Raw genomic sequence first — 16,914 nt, forward strand, 5'->3', positions numbered from 1 at the left:
ACCCGTCCGCCGCTAACTTGCAGGAGCAAGCTCCTACAAGTCCGCTCGACTTGCATGTATTAGGCACGCCGCCAGCGTTCGTCCTGAGCCAGGATCAAACTCTCCATAATAGATTGTTTATCTGTGCTCTAAAACTAATAATTGACGTTTACTTCATGTTTTGTTTAGTTTTCAAAGTTCATTTTGCCGCTTAGGAGCGACTTCTTTATGTTAACATCCCTTTAAAAGAGTGTCAACCATTTGTTTATTTATTTTGTTTCTTGTTTTCGCCGTTGTCTTGGCGACATGTATTAATATAACATCACTCATTTATAACGTCAACACATTTTATAAAAAAAGTAAAAAATATTATTTCAATCTAAACTAGATAAATTCATACATAAACAACTACTATCCAAACAATAGAATTTATTTATCCATTATAAATGATTTACTTTTCGTATTTATTAATCGTTGAACATCTTAGTCGGACATTTTTTTACAAGGCTGGTTTCGTAAACTTTGTTGCTATTTTAGAATGCGATGATTTTCGCTCCAGGATACTCGCTTTCCGTGGGGCGGGCGGTGAGCCTCCTCGTCGCTATCGCTCCTGCGGGGTCTCACCTGTCCCGCTGCTCCCACAGGAGTCTCGCACCTTCCGCTTCAATCAATTTCATAATCAATATTATGTTTTAACAAAATCTTTTAAAAAACAACAACATTTTAGAAAAGAGCATTTTACAAACAAAAAAAAAAAAAAACATTTTCTTTTAGCAAAAAAAGATCATAACCTCTATTACCTATAAAAAGTGTTGACCAATTTATTAATGAAAATAAACTGCATTAAGTCTATATCTCACCTGTTAACAATCAAACAGTATTTCTTATTTATAATTTCTCTTCATTAAATGGATAATTATTCGAACCTAAGTACCGATATTAAAAACAGAACAACGATAAATTTATATGAAAAAGTTAAACTTCACTTATCAATCAATTTATTTTGGTTTTGTTTCTAATAAGTTATTTGTAACTATTTTCAAAAAATTTATGCTATATTAACAATAATTAGGAGGGGTTTTCATTGGGGAAAAGAAAAAGTAGTAAAATTAATAATATCCGTACTTTTGCACTCTCGCTACTATTTATAGGATTCATTATAATGTACGGAGGAGTATTTTTTAGAGAGCATAAGACGATTATGACCATTTTTATGTTAGTAGGTTTTCTTGTTATAATCGGAAGTACGGTAGTCTATTTTTGGATTGGCATGCTTTCAACTAAAACTGTACAAGTTACATGCCCTGGTTGTGGAAGAACAACAAAAATGCTAGGTAGAGTAGATATATGTATGTATTGTAATGAACCTTTAACTTTAGATCAATCATTAGAAGGTAAAGAGTTTAATGAACAATACAATAGTAAACGAAAAACACAATCACAATCACAATCAAAATAATATAACAAAAAAAGCTGGCCTATATTTTTAGGTCAGCTTTTTTTACAGAAGTTTTGTTTCTTTGCAACTCGGGCAAACTCCATATACTTCCATTCGATGATTTGTTACAGAATACCCAGTTTCTTTTTCTACTAAGGCATGTATGCTATTCAAACCATCATAATGAAAATCAGTCATTCTTCCGCATTTTTCACAAATAATATGGTAGTGATCTGATGTTACATAATCAAATCTACTTGAGGAATCTCCAAATGTTAGTTCTTTGACCATTCCTACTTCTCTTAATGCTCTAAGGTTATTATATACCGTTGCGACACTCATATTTGGAAATTTTCCTTCGAGCGCTTTATATATCTCATCTGCTGTCGGATGTGATTGACTCTCAATTAAATATTCAATAATTGCATGTCGTTGAGGCGTAATTCGAACACCGCTATTTTTTAAATGTATAATTGCTTCTTGTATTGATTCCTTATGCAAAGCGGCTCCCCCCATCTCTAAAATCATTCGTTTATTATAATTCTTATAATTAGTTTATTCATTTTATTAATCTTTTGTCAACCGTTTACCTTGATACTAACTATTATTTGCTTTCGGACAAAAAAATACCTTTAAAAATTTTAAAAATATGTACAGAAATTTTTACACATAAAAAAAGTGCGAAACAGGTTTCGCACGTCAAAAGTTCTTTCATCTGAGGAGGTATGCCCTATAATTTCAATATATGTAACATCTCCTTAGATTGTATAGACGAATACCTTGTTTTTTATTACTTTAATTGCTCTGGATTTAATTGCTCTAGTTCTTTCAAAGTAAACAGACCATCTTTCCGAATTAACACGTCATCAAAATAGATCGCACCACCACCATAATCTGGTCGCTGAATCGAAACCATATCCCAATGAATAATACTCCTATTACCGTTATCCGCAAACTGGCGAGCACGTCCTGGTGAAAATTGAAAACTACCTTGAATTTTCGTATCAAATAATGTATTTCCCATCGGGTGATTAATTAATGGATTTAATCCAAGTGCAAATTCACCAATAAATCTTGCTCCTTCATCAGTATCAAGAAGTTGATTTAATTTATCGGTTTGATCAGATGTTGCAAAAACAATCTTTCCTTCTTCAAACGATAAAGAAACATTTTGAAAAACAAGACCATTATAAGTACAAGGTGTATTGTATGTAATAATCCCATTTACACTTTCGCAAATAGGTGCTGTAAGAACAGACCCATCAGGTATATTCCATTTACCCGCATTACAAACTGATGGTATTCCTTTAATAGAAAATGAGATATCTGTTCCCGGTCCTAAAATACGAACTCGATCAGTTTGTTCCATTAGTTCTTTTAAAGGCTGCATAGCTAGTTCCATTTTTTCATAATTAATCGTGCTTACACTTAATAAATAATCCTCAAATGCACGTATGCTCATACCTGCCCTTTGTGCCAATCCTTTTGTAGGATAATTCAATACTACCCATTTAGTATGAGACATAATATATTGGTTTACTGTCTTCGTTAATTCTGCATACAATTGGTTTTGTTCTTGTGGAATATCAGCTAATTCACTAGCATTCTCCGCTCCAAGAATTGAAATATATGCATCAATGTCTTTATATTTTTCTAGCTGCCATTTCGCATAGATTTCAAGTTGCTCTTTTGTATTTCCTTTTATTAAAACACTACTTACTTCATCATCTTTTAATTCGACAAACGGAAATGCACCTATTTCGTATATTTGTTCGATCAGTTCTATTATCAGTGGCTTTGTAACAGCTTGTCCTTTAATAACTACCTTTTCACCCTTTTGAAGTTTGATTGAATGGTGAAGAAGTGTTTTTGCCAATACCTTTAGCCTCTCATCTCTCATCCCATTACCTCACATTTACGACATGATGAATTGTTTTACTTCATTAACATGATTTTTTACCTTTACTTTTCTCCAAACATTTTCTAATTTCCCATCTTCATCGATTAAAAATGTTGACCGTTCAATCCCCATATACTCTTTCCCGAAATTTTTCTTAAGCTTCCAAACATCATACTCTTCAGCAACATGATGATCTTCATCGGATAATAATAAAAAAGGAAGTTGATGTTTTTCGATAAATTTTGCATGTTTCGCAAGTGGATCAGGACTTACTCCTAAAACAACCGCATTTTTAGAGTTCAAATCCTCGAATTGATCTCTAAAATCGCATGCTTCTGTTGTACAACCAGGTGTTAAATCCTTAGGATAAAAATATAAAACGACTTTTTTTCCTTTATAATCTGATAATGAAACAGTTTTTCCATTACTTGCAGGTAGTTTAAAATTCGGTACTTTTTTCCCTATTTCGACACTCATGAACATTCTCCTTTAATTTTTGATTATTTTCTTTCTTCTTTAAATAATTGTAAAACAAAAACCGCTGGCATTGTATACCCAATTAACGCTTCAATCATCGCAACCCATCTACCAATCCCTATCGGTACAACGTCGCCATACCCAACTGAAAGTAATGTAATCGCACTAAAATATAAGCATAACTCCATAATATGTAAGTTTGTCCCTTCAATCGCTGATGAATTCTCTATTAATATTGAATGATTCGTATTCTCTAACAAATAATAAACAGCACCAAAAGCAATTAAAACCGTCCCATATATAAAAATTAGTAATACATAATTTTTAAACGAAATAACACCTTTATGTACCTTGTGTGTAGAAGACGACCACAGATATACTAAGCTATATAAAATCGTAATAATCGATAGAAAAAAGAAAAAAGCAGTTAGCATTTCAATCACCTCATTCCAATTTATGAAACAAGCTATTGAAATAGACGAACTGCTTTAATTTCCTGCGCCTCTATATTTTTTAACTCCAACATTCCAAATTACAACTGAGAGGCTAAATACGACGATTCCAACTAGAGGCGTTAAAAAAGAGTACATATACCATTCACTTTTACGTAAAAAATATGCCGCTGGATATACTCCTACAAATGCAAATGGCAATATCCAAGTTAGTACAAATCGAATAATCGGATTATAAATATTGATTGGATATCGCCCATAGTTACTAATGTTATACATTAGTGGCATAATTGATGTTCTAGCATCTGACCAAAAACCAATACTTGCAAGAGCAATGAAGACTCCACCATAAACAAGCGTTCCACCAATCACCATTATTAAAAAGATAATTGGGTCATACCATCTGACAGTTAATCCAAGATTACTACCTGCATAAATCATAATAATTAATCCTGTTACTGCGCCAATTAAAGATTCAAGCTCAAGCTTTTCTAAAATGACTTGAAATAAGCTATGAATCGGTCTAGTTAATATTCGATCAAATTCTCCCTTTACAATATAACGATCATTAAAATCCCATATATTAAAAAATGCTCCGAATAATGCAAATGGGACAAGGAAAAATCCGTAAATGAAAATTATCTCGTCTTTGTTCCAGCCCTTAATATAATTTGTATGATTGAATACTAATAAGATAAAAATCAAATTGACCGCTTGTGCGAGCAAATCTGAAAAAAAGGACATAAAGAAATCTGCTCGATATTGAAATTTCGTCTTAAAGTACTGTCCCATATATTGAAAAAACATTGAAGTATAATACATCTCTACTCACCCTCCTTGTACGATGAGTTGTTTTTTTGCTTTTTGCCAAATTAACACAATCGGAATGCATAATACAATCGCCCAAATTAGTTGAAATCCTAAGGCTTGAATTAGAGCATTCCCTTTCATCCCTTGAGCAAAAATCATACTAGGAATATAACTAATACCTTGAAATGGTAAGAACTTCATAATATGTTGAGCCCAAAGTGGAAAAAAAGTGATTGGAATCGTTAAACCAGAAAAAAGATCAATAATTACTCGTTTCGCTTGAATAAAGCCTACATTATTATGAAGAAAGAAAGCCATTAACCCTGTTAGTAAGTTTAGTTGTGTGTTAATTACAAAACTAAAAAATGATGCGATTAAAAATAATCCAAGCGTAGTCGTATTAAATGGTATTTTAAGATGAAATATGAATGCTACGATGATAAAACCTGGAATTGAGAAAAAGATGAAACGAAATATTCCTTCTCCAAGTCCTTGCATCACTTTTGTAAGCAAATAATTATATGGACGGATTAATTCAATTGCTACTTTTCCTTCTCTTATTTCTTCTGCTATTTCCCTGTCTAAATTGTTAAAGTAAAATGCTCGTGCCATCCAGGCAATCGCAACATAAATGGTCATTTGAGAAACAGAGACTCCTTGAATTGATGCTTTTCCACCGTATATTGCAGTCCATAGAAAATAATATGCACCAATATTTATTGTATAAATGATGATCCCAGTATAATAATTGGTACGATAGGCAAGCATCATTAAAAATCGAATGCGCATCATTTCTAAATACTTACCCATGCTGAATGCCCTCTTGGTAAATGTTTCGAATAATTTCCTCAGTTGATATTTCTAACATTTTAATATCTTTGACTGAGTGGTGTTGCACCACTTTTCCAATAACCATAGAAATTAACGTTTCATCGTTCGGTAAAGTTACTTTCCAAACATTTTCTCCTTCTTCTTTCTTCCATTGAACTGTTGACATTCCAATTAGAGAATTTAGATCACTTTGAGTGACATTACTTGAAAACTGGAATTGTATTTCTTTTTCTTCTCCCCATTGACCTTTTAAAGATTCAAGCGTTCCGTCATAAATAATTTTTCCTTCATCAAGCATAACGACGCGATCACACAATGCTTCAATATCTGAAATATCGTGCGTGGTAAGCAAAATTGTCGTTCCATATTTTTGATTCAGTTCTTTTAAAAATTCACGGATCTTCAGTTTTACTAAAACATCTAACCCAATCGTTGGTTCGTCTAAAAATAATAATGGTGGATTATGAATTAATGCCGCTGCCAGTTCACAGCGCATACGTTGTCCTAATGAAAGTTTGCGTACCGGTTGGTCTAATAATGGTTCAAGATCAAGTGTTTTGATGATGTAACCCATATGTTTCTCATATTGTTCATCAGAGACTTTATAAACCTTTTTTAATAAACGAAAAGATTCTTGAACTGCAATATCCCACCATAATTGTGAACGTTGACCAAATACAACTCCAATTGAGCGAACAAATTGCTCTCGATTTTTTTGAGGATGATAGCCATTTACAGTTACTTCACCAGATGTAGGAGTTAAGATACCCGTTAACATTTTAATCGTTGTTGATTTTCCTGCTCCATTTTCACCAATATAAGCCATCATCTCTCCCTTATTAACTGAAAAGCTAATTTGGTTAACGGCTTTTTTAATTTTATAATTACGGTTAAATAGGTCTCGAAATGCACCTTTTACACCAGAACGACTAGAAAATGATTTAAATTCTTTATGCAAATTTTTTACTTCGATGATTTTCTCCATTAAGTACTCCTCCCTTTTTTGCTCCGTCGTTTAGTGTATTTGATAAAGTTAGTTTGTACAAACAATACGCTTGTATCTCTAAACATCACGAATTTTTTAATATATATAAGGCAGTTTTCGTAAACTTTGATGCAATTAAAGATGGTGATAAGTTGATTTCCACTCCAGGACGCTCGCTTTCCGTGGGGCGGACAGGTGAGCCTCTGCTCCCTCAGGAGTCTCGCACCTTCCGCTCCAATCAACTTCATAATCAACATTTTTTTTACAAAATCTTATAAACACAACAATCTTTTAAAAAAGAGCCATATAAAAATGTTATTTGTACTCGCTTTTTAAAAATTCATGCTAGAATAAAGGTAATTATCATACTATTTGAAAGCAGAAATTCTATCTTTTGATAATTTCTTTTTAATTTAAACTAATCTTTATAGTATGTGTAGGAGGTAATTATGAATAATCAAAAATCAATCGAATTACATAATGAAGCTCTTGAACATATAGTTGGCGGTGTTAATAGCCCTTCTCGTTCATTCAAGGCTGTTGGGGGCGGAGCACCTGTTACAATGAAACGTGCTAAAGGTGCTTATTTTTGGGATGTTGATGGAAATAAGTATATCGATTACTTAGCTGCTTATGGTCCAATTATTACTGGTCATGCACATCCTCATATTACAGAAGCAATTACACATGCCGCTGAAAATGGTGTACTTTACGGAACTCCACATGAGCTAGAAATAAAATTTGCTAAAATGCTAAAAGAAGCGATGCCTGGAATGGATAAAGTTCGTTTTACAAATTCAGGTACTGAATCTGTTATGACAACAATTCGTGTTGCAAGAGCTTATACAAATCGTACGAAAATTGTTAAGTTTGCTGGATGCTATCATGGTCACTCAGATTTAGTTTTAGTAGCTGCTGGCTCTGGGCCATCTACTTTAGGTACACCTGATTCTGCTGGTGTTCCACAAAGTATTGCAAATGAAGTTATTACTGTTCCATTTAATGATGTTGAAGCATACCGTGAAACAATGGAAAAATGGGGACATGAAGTAGCAGGAGTTCTTGTTGAACCAATCGTAGGAAATTTTGGAATCGTGACTCCTAAAGAAGGCTATTTAGAAGCTGTTAACGAAATTACTCACCAACATGGCGCACTTGTTATCTATGATGAAGTTATCACTGCGTTCCGTTTTATGTATGGTGGAGCTCAAAATTTACTTGGAGTTGAGCCTGATTTAACAGCTTTAGGTAAAATCATTGGTGGTGGACTTCCAATAGGTGCTTATGGTGGAAAGAAAGAAATTATGGAAACTGTTGCACCACTTGGACCTGCTTACCAAGCTGGTACAATGGCTGGAAATCCAGCTTCAATTTCTGCTGGTATCGCATGTTTAGAAGTGTTAAAACAAGAAGGAGTATACGAAAAATTAAACGTTCTTGGACAGCTTCTTGAAATAGGAATACGCGAAAAGGCTGAAAAACACGGAATCCATATTACACTTAATCGCTTAAAAGGTGCTTTAACAGTTTATTTTAATGTTGATGAAGTAACAAACTATGAGGAAGCAAAACAATCTGATGGCGAAGTATTTGGCCGATTCTTTAAATTATTATTAGAAGAAGGCGTTCATTTAGCTCCATCAAAATACGAAGCTTGGTTCTTAACAACAGAACATACTGAAGAAGATGTTAAAGAAACAATCGAAGCAGTCGATCGCGTTTTCGCTAAGCTTGCAGAAACTACAAATTAAATGAATTGCAAAAGGCCACTTGTAATGTACAAGTGGTCTATTTTTATGTTTTTTTCCAAGGCTCTTTTTTTAAAAATTGTTGCTTTTATTTTTGTAATTCTTTGTCTTGTTTGTAAAATAATTAAGAGATTTTTTTGGAAAAGGCAGTTTCCGTATACATTGTTGCTATTTCAGTATGTGTAAGTTGATTTCCACTCCAGGATGCTCGCTTTCCTAGGGGCGTGAGCTGAGCCTCCTCGTCGCTATCGCTCCTGCGGGGTCTCAGCCTTCCCGCATCTCCCACAGGAGTCGAGCATCCTTCCGTTCCAATCAACTTCTGTCTTATAAAAATTCATCTAAATCCCCCCAATTTTTTAATGTATGTAATTACACTTTAATCTTTTAAATAATCTTCTCTTTTAATCTAGTATTTTCCATAATTTCTTTAAATTATCTGTTGATTCAGCTACAAATCCATTGTATAGTTACATGGATTTACTATTTTTGAAGAAAATAAGAGAGGTAAGTAATTTATGAGAGTTGGAGCGCGTGTCGTAAAAACAGGCGTAGCCATTATGCTAGCCATTTATAGCGCGATGTTTTTTGGTATTTCTTCTTCATCAATTGCTGGAATCTCTGCAATTTCAGCAATGAAATCATCTGTACAGCAATCTTATCAAAATCTAATAGAGCAATTACAAGCAAATATTATCGGCGCTATATTAGCCATTATCGCTGTAGTTACACTTGGAAATAACCCTATTATTATTGGGGTAACATGTATTGTTGTTGTTGGAATTTCACTTAAATTAAAAATAGTGAATAGTATATCTACAGCACTTGTTACAGTTGTTGCAATCATGGAAACAAGTACAAGTACAACTAATTTTACAGTTTTTGCACTTGATCGTTTCACTGCCGTTTTGATTGGGGTATTATCAGCTTCCTTTGTGAATTATTTCTTAATGCCTCCAAATTATGAAAAAAAATTATCACGAGGAATGATTAATGTTACTGAGGAAACCACTAAGTTAATCTTGATGGCTCTTCACAAATCTGTAAGTCATAGTGGATTAAAAGAAGATATTTATAAAATAAAAGAAAAAATGATTTTTGTTACAAAAATCTATCGATTATATAAAGAAGATCGTATGATTTTAAGTATTCGTTCCCAAAAGAGTGAGCATGAAAAGGCACGAAAAATTGTCTTGTTTAGACAGATGTTAGTAACTACTGAAAATGCGTTTGATACGCTAAAGGCGATTCACCGTTTAGATTATGAAATTAACTTAAGTCCTGAGCCATTTCAAAAGTTATTAAAAAATGAACTTACTTGCCTAATGCAATATCATGAATATGCACTGATGAAGCTAATTGGGAAAGTAAATAATGAGACACGTTCTCCTCTTCACCTAGAAGAAAACATTCTTAAAGACAAATTAATGAAAGCTTTTTTGGAAAATCACGATATAAATGATGAAGAAAAACAAAAAACGTGGTTTCATTTATTTCAGATTGTATCGATTGTTCTAGAATATAGTGAAAATGTAGAGCATCTAAACACTTTAGTAGATAGTCACCAAACATACCACAAAGAATATCCACTAAAAATAGAACAAAAAGAAGAAATAATGTGATTACCATGAAGAAAGCTAATTGTCCTATCATAGACAATTAGCTTTTTTGTATTACTTCTATTTTATCTTTAAACTGTACTTCCTTCTAAATTTTGGATTTCGAATAAGTTATAATACGCACCTTTTTTGGCCATTAACTCTTCGTGTGAACCCATTTCAATTATTTGCCCTTGATCAATGTAGATAATTTTATCTACATGTGTAATTGTTGATAACCTGTGGGCAATAAAAATGGTTGTTCGATTTTTTGCTAATTCATGTATAGCATCTTGTATATACTTTTCATTCTCGAGATCTAATGCAGATGTTGCTTCATCAAATATCAAAATAGAAGGATTTCGTAAAAATACACGTGCGATGGCCACTCTTTGCTTTTGTCCACCTGAAAGTTTTACACCGCGTTCTCCTACTAATGTATCATAGCCATTTGGTAGTTCCATGATAAAGTCATGTGCATTCGCAGCTTTTGCCGCAGCAATTACTTCTTCCTCACTTGCATTTGGATTTCCATAATGAATATTTGATTTTACTGTATCACTAAATAAGAAATTATCTTGAAGAACAATCCCTATCTTTTCGCGTAAACTCTTAAGCTCATATTCTCTTATATCCTCGCCGTCTATGAAAATAGCTCCCGAAGTTACATCATAAAACCTTGGAATTAAGCTAACTAACGAAGATTTTCCTCCTCCGCTGGCTCCTACTAATGCAATCTTTTCTCCAGGTTTGATTTTAAACGAAATGTTTTGAAGCACTTCGTCATCTTTTTCATTGTATCTAAAACTTACATTCTGAAAATCGATTGTTCCACATACATTATTTAACTCGACTGGATTTTCTTTATTCACAATATCATATTTTTCATCTAACAGTTCAAAAACACGGTCCATGGAAGCAAAGGATTGTGTTAGCGAAGTTGAGGATGCTGCTAAACGTCGTAATGGATCATACAGACGATCAATGTAACCGATAAAAGCAACCATCTCTCCCAATGTTAATTGGTGATGAATAACTTGGTAACCTGAAAAACCAATAATTAATAATGGACCGATATCTGTTAATGTGTTAATAACTGTATAGGTCTTTGCATTCCATCTAGTATGGGTTAAAGCTTTATCTAAAAAATCACCATTACGCTTATTAAATAATTTACCCTCATATTCTTCTAATGCAAAACTTCGCGTCACTTGCATCCCTTGAATTCTTTCTGTTAAGAAACCTTGAACAACCGCAAGTGCTTGGGAACGTTGACGAGTTAGAAAACGGAGTCTTCCAAAGAAATATTTTACCGCAATCGTATAGAATGGAAGAATAATTAATGAGACAAGCGTAAGTTTCACATCCATTGTCATCATAATGATGACTGCGATTACCAATGTTGTTAAATCTAACCACACATTCATAAGTCCTGTAATTACAAAATCCTTAGTTGATTCTACATCGTTAATAACCCTTGAAATGATTTCACCTGTTTTTGCATTTGCATAATATCTTAGACTTAATTTTTGTAGATGATTAAATAAATGTCCGCGTAAATCAAATAATATTTTACTCCCAATCCACTGGGCAAAATATTGACGAACATATTCAATCGGAGGTCGCAATACAACAAAAATGAAGAAAGCTAACAACATTGCATAAACTAAATGACTAGTTTTTGTTGATACAGAAGATGATGCACCAATAATATTATCTACCACATATTTTAACAACAGAGGTAAAACTAATGGAATCGCAAACTTTATGATACCTATTACAATGGTTAAACCGATATAAAGTTTATATGGTTTAACAAATTTTAAATAACGTTTAATACTGTTCATATCAAATCCTACATCCCCTTTCAATTCTTATTTTATCTTTAGGTTCTTTTCTAAAAGATTATTGCTTTTGAGACTATTAATTATAATGACATAAGTTGATTCGGGCGGAAGGCGCGAGACTCCTGTGGGAATAGCGGGATGGCTGAGACCCCGCAGGAGCGTTAGCGACGAGGAGGCTCAGCTCACGCCCCAAGGAAAGGGAGCATCCTGGAGTTGTAATCAACTAACACATTCTAAAATAGCTACAATGTATACGAAAACAGACCTATGTTTAAATCAAATCTATCGTTCACTAGTTTTTATCCATTATTCAATGTATGATACCACATCAGAATAAAAAAAACTGTTAAACAGTCTTTTGTCATTTCTTAGAAATATTTCTTCCTTCTGACAATAGATTGTTCAACAGCTTTTTCTAATCACGATACATTAAATAACGTTCATACCAGTTATCAATAAAATCATGAGCAAACGGACCTTTTCTTTGATGAATCAATTGAGTTAAGTAATTTAAATTCTTCTTTAAAATTGAATCAATTGATTTAGGATAATTCATTTCAATTCGATGGTTTTCATATTCATCTTCATCTAATAAGACATAGGTCATGTCTGGAAATACTTTAATATCAAGGTCGTAATCGATATATTTGATTGCAGCATCTTCATAAACAAAAGGGGAACTTACATTACAATAAAAGTAAACACCATCTTCACGAATCATTCCAATTACGTTGAACCAATAATCTGTATCAAAATAACAAATAGCTGGCTCACGTGTAACCCAAGTTCTTCCATCTGATTCAGTAACAAGAGTTCGATCATTCGCTCCAATTACTAATTGTTGTGTACTTTTTAATACTGTCGTTTCTTCCCATATGCGATGAATGTTACCATTATGCTTATAGCTATGTATTTGGATTTTCTCTCCCGGTTTGGGAACAAGCATGATTCTCCCTTCTTTCTCGTGTGAACACTTTATACGTTTTTTGGTTTATATATTTATATTATAACTAGTTCTTACTTATTTTTAAACAAAACGGGTCACTAATAGGAAAAGTGACCCAAAAAAATTTTACTTTTTTCTTTTTATTTTGCGCACAACTTTTTCTCATCTGAAAACGACTTAATAATTTGCTGCGTTTGAATTTGAAAAGTATGCTGAATAGCCTTCAATTCTTCTCTCATTATATCAATTTCCTCTTGAATAATAGAAAGCTTTGCTAGATCCTCTAATTCAAACAACTGATTTTCTATTTCCTGACAACGTTCAATTTCTTCTTGAATCTTTATAAGTTGATCCATTGTTTCTATTTGACGGGTTACTAAATCATCAAATAATTGCATTCATTGTCACCTTCCTTTATTCATTAACTATTACATTCTCAAAAAACAATTAAATTCCTTTGACTACATTTGACGAGAATACACTATTTATGTAATTGACCGAATTTATCCCGCATTAACGGGCAGTAAAACCCTCACCTCAAGATTGCGAGAAATGCGAGGAAGAGAGGTGAGGGATAACTGCCCTTAAAAGCCCGATTGGTCGGGCTAACCATCAGTGGGGGATGAAGCCCCCCACACTGATGGAAGTTTCACTTTATTTACTTTGCTATGTTATTGCTGAAATTCTCGAGAATCCGCTCCCTTTTTAAGGCCTTAGGAAAAAGTTCATAGGAAAAAGGCACTCCCTTTAAGGAGTACCTTTTTGAAATTTTTTTACAAGTCCATCTAGACTGTTTTTTTAAACAGGCTTACTTATGTAAGCAGCACACTTCTAGAAATGAACAAGTTTATTATTTAAGTTACTGTTGATTTTTAGAAGCTTTTGCAGTAGATTGTGCGTTTGCTTGTTTTACTGCTTGTGCATCTGTTGCGTCACTTGCAAATTCTGTTCCAAAGCTAGCAGCAGCGCTTGACTTTGCATTTGCAGCAGCAGCAGATTTTGCATTTGCTTGTTTTACTGCTTGTGCATTTGTTGCGTCGCTTGCAAATTCTGTTCCAAAACTAGCAGCGCTTGCACCTGATTTTGCATTTGCAGAAGATTGTGCGTTTGCTTGTTTTACTGCTTGTGCATCAGTTGCGTCACTTGCAAATTCTGTTCCAAAAGCTTTTTGGCTAGCTCCAGCTGCAGTTTTACCTGCTTTAAAGTTTTCGTATTTGTTTGCCATGATTTTCACCTCCACGAATATTATGTTTTCCAAGTATCTGTGTACTATACGACAAAATTTTTTCATTTTTTCAGTGTATTAATGTCTAGGTCGGAGAAACTAAAATAGATTTTTTCAGGAGGTGTTTATATGTATATTGGGAGAGATTTTTCTGAACTATCTATGACGGCAAAAAATGAATGGAAGGAAAATGAACTAGCTTATTATCACCATTCATTCCAACAAATAATGAATTATTTAACTGCAGAAGGTCAAACCATTTATAAAGAAATTATTAAAGAAATTGAAGTTCGTGGTGGATTATCAAAAAATGAAGGCACTTGGACTTCTGGGACTAGAATAGTATATGATTGAGCAGGAGCAGGGAATAGGGATTAGGGAACAAGGAAAAGCAACAATGAACAGGCTCAACATCCGCCCTACGGAAAGGGAGCATTCTGAAGTTGTAATCAACTAAGGCATTCTAATATAGCAACAATGAATAGGAAAAAAAAATCCCACCTTGTTATAGGAGGGATTTTTCAATTTGCTGGTAAATTTTTTGATGTACTACTGGAAATGGTAATTCTTTACACTCATCAAGTGTTACAAAACGATACGTTTCACTTTCTACATTACTTGTTGTTTTTGCGAAAAATACATCCATCTTCCAAATTAAGTGAGAAAATATGTGATCAACACTAAATAAATAGTTAAATTTTCCGGACTGAAGATCATATTTTTCATTTAAAAAGAAAGCAAGGATCTCATTTTTTTGAACCGTATCACTTTCTACTTCAGCTGTTGGAAATTCCCACATATTTGCAAGAAGACCGTTTTCGGGACGTTGTTGAATAAGGAATTTTCCTTCTTGATTTTGTATGACTCCTACAACTAATTGAAGGGGCTTTGGTTTCTTTTTCTTACTTTTTATCGGTAACTCATTTACAAGCCCCTTTTCAAAGGCAAGACATTCTTCTCTAACTGGACATAGTAAACATGCTGGATTTGTAGGGGTACAGATTAATGCTCCGAGCTCCATCAATCCTTGATTAAAAGCAGATGGATTGTCATGACTAATCAGTGCCTTTACTGCCTTTTCAAAAATCTTTCTGTTTTTCGGAACACCTATATCATCCGAGATGGTTAAAATTCTTGAAAATACTCTCATAACATTTCCATCAACTGCAGGTTCCGGAACTCCATACGCTATACTTAAAATTGCACCCGCTGTATATGGTCCAACACCTTTTAGTTTACTGATTTCATCAATAGTAGAAGGTACTTTTCCTTCATAATTTTCTTGAACTTCTTTTACAGCAGTTTGAAGATTTCTTGCCCTCGAGTAATAACCTAGCCCTTCCCATGCTTTTAATACTTTTTCTTCTTCAGCATTTGCCAAATCCGATAAAGTTGGGAACTGTTGCATAAACTGATTGTAATAAGGGATGACGGTATCTACTCTCGTTTGCTGAAGCATGATTTCAGATACCCAAATACGATAAGGATCTTTATTTTCTCTCCATGGTAAATCTCTTTTTTCAGATAAAAACCAATCCACCAAATGATCTCTAAATTTATCCTTTGGAAAGTCAGTTAAAACAGCGTCTAAATCTTTTTCCATACAAGTTCCTCTCTTAATTTCGGTTTAATAAATATTTTTAATCCGATTAGGTCTATAATAATATATAAGTTAATGAGTAAATGGAGGCATAAGATGGACACTGGAACTCATTTAGTAATGGGGGTTACCCTAGGCGGGCTTGCCACATTAAGCCCCGAAGTATCACATGATCCAAAATTGTCTACCACTTTATTAGTGACAACTATTATAGGGTCACAACTACCAGACATCGATACAATCCTAAAACTTCGAAATAACGCAAAATACATAAAACATCACAGAGGAATTACTCATTCAATACCTGCAGTGATCACTTGGACTATTTTGCTTTCTGTCTGTATGTCACTAATAGAAAACCGTTCAAATTTTGGATTCTACTTATTTTGGTCGTTTTTAGCAGTTAGTGTACACGTTTACGTGGATTTATTTAACGCCTACGGAACACAAGCACTCAGACCCATCTCTAAAAGATGGATAGCCTTTGGGATTATAAGCACTTTTGATCCAATTATTTTTGCCATGCATGCGATTGGCGTTCCATTTGTGTTGTTTCACATTTTCCCAGGTGCTGTTTGCGTTATGATCTATATTATCATGATTATTTATTACATGTTTCGTCTTTATGAAAAAAGAAAAGTCATCCAACTGGTTAAAAAGCAAATTGATCATGTTGATCATGTATTTATCATGCCTTCTTTGAAATACACTCACTATCATATAGTCGCAACTACAAAAACACATCATCATGTTGGAAAAATGAAATTCCGCAAATTAAAAATTCATGATGTATTTGAACGTACGCCTTTACCTGTGAATGATGATATAAAAGCTGCTTTAAAAGACGAAAATATAAAATCATTTTTAGCCTTTTCACCGGTATATATTTGGAGATTTTCTAGCGTTAAAGGCTATAATGAGTTAAGACTTATCGACTTACGATATAAAACAGAAACTTATTATCCATTTGTAGCTGTCGCTAAATTTGATGATTCCCATCACATCATTAGCTCTTTCACTGGTTGGATCTTTAGTGAACGAAAACTACAAAAAAAATTAGTTACTGAAAAATAAAGTGAAA

The 16,914-nt window shown here is 33.6% G+C and carries 17 protein-coding genes and 1 rRNA gene; 5 read left to right on the forward strand and 13 right to left on the reverse strand.

Annotated elements, in window-relative coordinates; translation table 11 throughout:
- Positions 1-110: ribosomal RNA gene (locus J5Y03_RS18650) — 16S ribosomal RNA — on the reverse strand; the annotation flags it as partial.
- 953 nt (positions 111-1,063) lie between these two features.
- Here J5Y03_RS18650 and J5Y03_RS18655 point away from each other — a divergent pair.
- Complete coding sequence (locus J5Y03_RS18655; RefSeq protein ID WP_209407510.1) at positions 1,064-1,438, forward strand: YgzB family protein; 375 nt, start codon at positions 1,064-1,066, stop codon at positions 1,436-1,438.
- A gap of 42 nt (positions 1,439-1,480) precedes the next feature.
- Here J5Y03_RS18655 and perR read toward each other — a convergent pair whose 3' ends face one another.
- The 7 genes from perR to J5Y03_RS18690 form a co-directional block, all read right to left on the reverse strand.
- Positions 1,481-1,918 (reverse strand): peroxide-responsive transcriptional repressor PerR, encoded by a 438-nt coding sequence (gene perR / locus J5Y03_RS18660; RefSeq protein WP_245208970.1) that lies wholly within the window; start codon positions 1,916-1,918, stop codon positions 1,481-1,483.
- A 289-nt stretch (positions 1,919-2,207) separates the two neighbouring features.
- Positions 2,208-3,317 (reverse strand): aminopeptidase, encoded by a 1,110-nt coding sequence (locus J5Y03_RS18665; protein ID WP_209407511.1) that lies wholly within the window; start codon positions 3,315-3,317, stop codon positions 2,208-2,210.
- 15 nt (positions 3,318-3,332) lie between these two features.
- Positions 3,333-3,794 carry a thioredoxin-dependent thiol peroxidase gene (gene bcp, locus J5Y03_RS18670; protein ID WP_209407512.1) on the reverse strand — a complete coding sequence of 154 codons (462 nt, stop codon included), beginning with the start codon at positions 3,792-3,794 and terminating at the stop codon, positions 3,333-3,335.
- Between the two features lie 23 nt (positions 3,795-3,817).
- Entirely contained in the window at positions 3,818-4,228 is a 411-nt protein-coding gene (locus tag J5Y03_RS18675) for a potassium channel family protein (RefSeq protein ID WP_209407513.1), read from the reverse strand.
- A 54-nt stretch (positions 4,229-4,282) separates the two neighbouring features.
- On the reverse strand, positions 4,283-5,068 hold the full coding sequence (locus tag J5Y03_RS18680; protein WP_209407514.1) for an ABC transporter permease: 786 nt from the start codon (positions 5,066-5,068) through the stop codon (positions 4,283-4,285).
- Between the two features lie 6 nt (positions 5,069-5,074).
- Entirely contained in the window at positions 5,075-5,866 is a 792-nt protein-coding gene (locus J5Y03_RS18685) for an ABC transporter permease (RefSeq protein ID WP_209407515.1), read from the reverse strand.
- Positions 5,859-6,872 carry an ABC transporter ATP-binding protein gene (locus J5Y03_RS18690; RefSeq protein WP_209407516.1) on the reverse strand — a complete coding sequence of 338 codons (1,014 nt, stop codon included), beginning with the start codon at positions 6,870-6,872 and terminating at the stop codon, positions 5,859-5,861. The genes J5Y03_RS18685 and J5Y03_RS18690 overlap by 8 nt, the downstream gene beginning before the upstream one ends.
- 449 nt (positions 6,873-7,321) lie before the next feature.
- On the opposite strand from J5Y03_RS18690, the gene J5Y03_RS18695 reads away from it, so the two are divergent.
- Both J5Y03_RS18695 and J5Y03_RS18700 read left to right on the forward strand, forming a co-directional pair.
- Complete coding sequence (locus tag J5Y03_RS18695) at positions 7,322-8,623, forward strand: glutamate-1-semialdehyde 2,1-aminomutase (protein ID WP_209407517.1); 1,302 nt, start codon at positions 7,322-7,324, stop codon at positions 8,621-8,623.
- A gap of 512 nt (positions 8,624-9,135) precedes the next feature.
- Positions 9,136-10,239 (forward strand): FUSC family protein, encoded by a 1,104-nt coding sequence (locus J5Y03_RS18700; RefSeq protein ID WP_209407518.1) that lies wholly within the window; start codon positions 9,136-9,138, stop codon positions 10,237-10,239.
- A gap of 68 nt (positions 10,240-10,307) precedes the next feature.
- On the opposite strand, the gene J5Y03_RS18705 is transcribed toward J5Y03_RS18700, so the two are convergent.
- The 4 genes from J5Y03_RS18705 to J5Y03_RS20055 form a co-directional block, all read right to left on the reverse strand.
- The gene (locus tag J5Y03_RS18705; RefSeq protein WP_209407519.1) at positions 10,308-12,062 is read right to left on the reverse strand and encodes an ABC transporter ATP-binding protein; all 1,755 of its coding nucleotides are present in this window, start codon (positions 12,060-12,062) and stop codon (positions 10,308-10,310) included.
- Positions 12,063-12,477: 415 nt separating this feature from the next.
- Entirely contained in the window at positions 12,478-13,008 is a 531-nt protein-coding gene (ntdP, locus tag J5Y03_RS18710) for a nucleoside tri-diphosphate phosphatase (RefSeq protein ID WP_209407520.1), read from the reverse strand.
- 140 nt (positions 13,009-13,148) lie between these two features.
- Entirely contained in the window at positions 13,149-13,406 is a 258-nt protein-coding gene (locus J5Y03_RS18715) for a YgaB family protein (protein WP_209407521.1), read from the reverse strand.
- 461 nt (positions 13,407-13,867) lie between these two features.
- Entirely contained in the window at positions 13,868-14,299 is a 432-nt protein-coding gene (locus J5Y03_RS20055; RefSeq protein ID WP_407648467.1) for a gamma-type small acid-soluble spore protein, read from the reverse strand.
- Positions 14,300-14,362: 63 nt separating this feature from the next.
- On the opposite strand from J5Y03_RS20055, the gene J5Y03_RS18725 reads away from it, so the two are divergent.
- Positions 14,363-14,587, forward strand: a complete 225-nt coding sequence (locus J5Y03_RS18725; protein ID WP_209407523.1) for a hypothetical protein — start codon at positions 14,363-14,365, stop codon at positions 14,585-14,587.
- 151 nt (positions 14,588-14,738) lie between these two features.
- Here J5Y03_RS18725 and mutY read toward each other — a convergent pair whose 3' ends face one another.
- Positions 14,739-15,836 carry an A/G-specific adenine glycosylase gene (gene mutY, locus J5Y03_RS18730; RefSeq protein WP_209407524.1) on the reverse strand — a complete coding sequence of 366 codons (1,098 nt, stop codon included), beginning with the start codon at positions 15,834-15,836 and terminating at the stop codon, positions 14,739-14,741.
- Between the two features lie 93 nt (positions 15,837-15,929).
- Here mutY and J5Y03_RS18735 point away from each other — a divergent pair, with 93 nt between their 5' ends.
- Positions 15,930-16,907: a metal-dependent hydrolase gene (locus tag J5Y03_RS18735; protein ID WP_209407525.1), complete on the forward strand. Its 978-nt coding sequence runs from the start codon at positions 15,930-15,932 to the stop codon at positions 16,905-16,907.
- The last annotated feature ends 7 nt before the right edge of the window (positions 16,908-16,914 follow it).

The sequence above is a fragment of the Gottfriedia endophytica genome (assembly GCF_017814275.1).
GTDB classification, from domain to species: domain Bacteria; phylum Bacillota; class Bacilli; order Bacillales; family Bacillaceae_G; genus Gottfriedia; species Gottfriedia endophytica.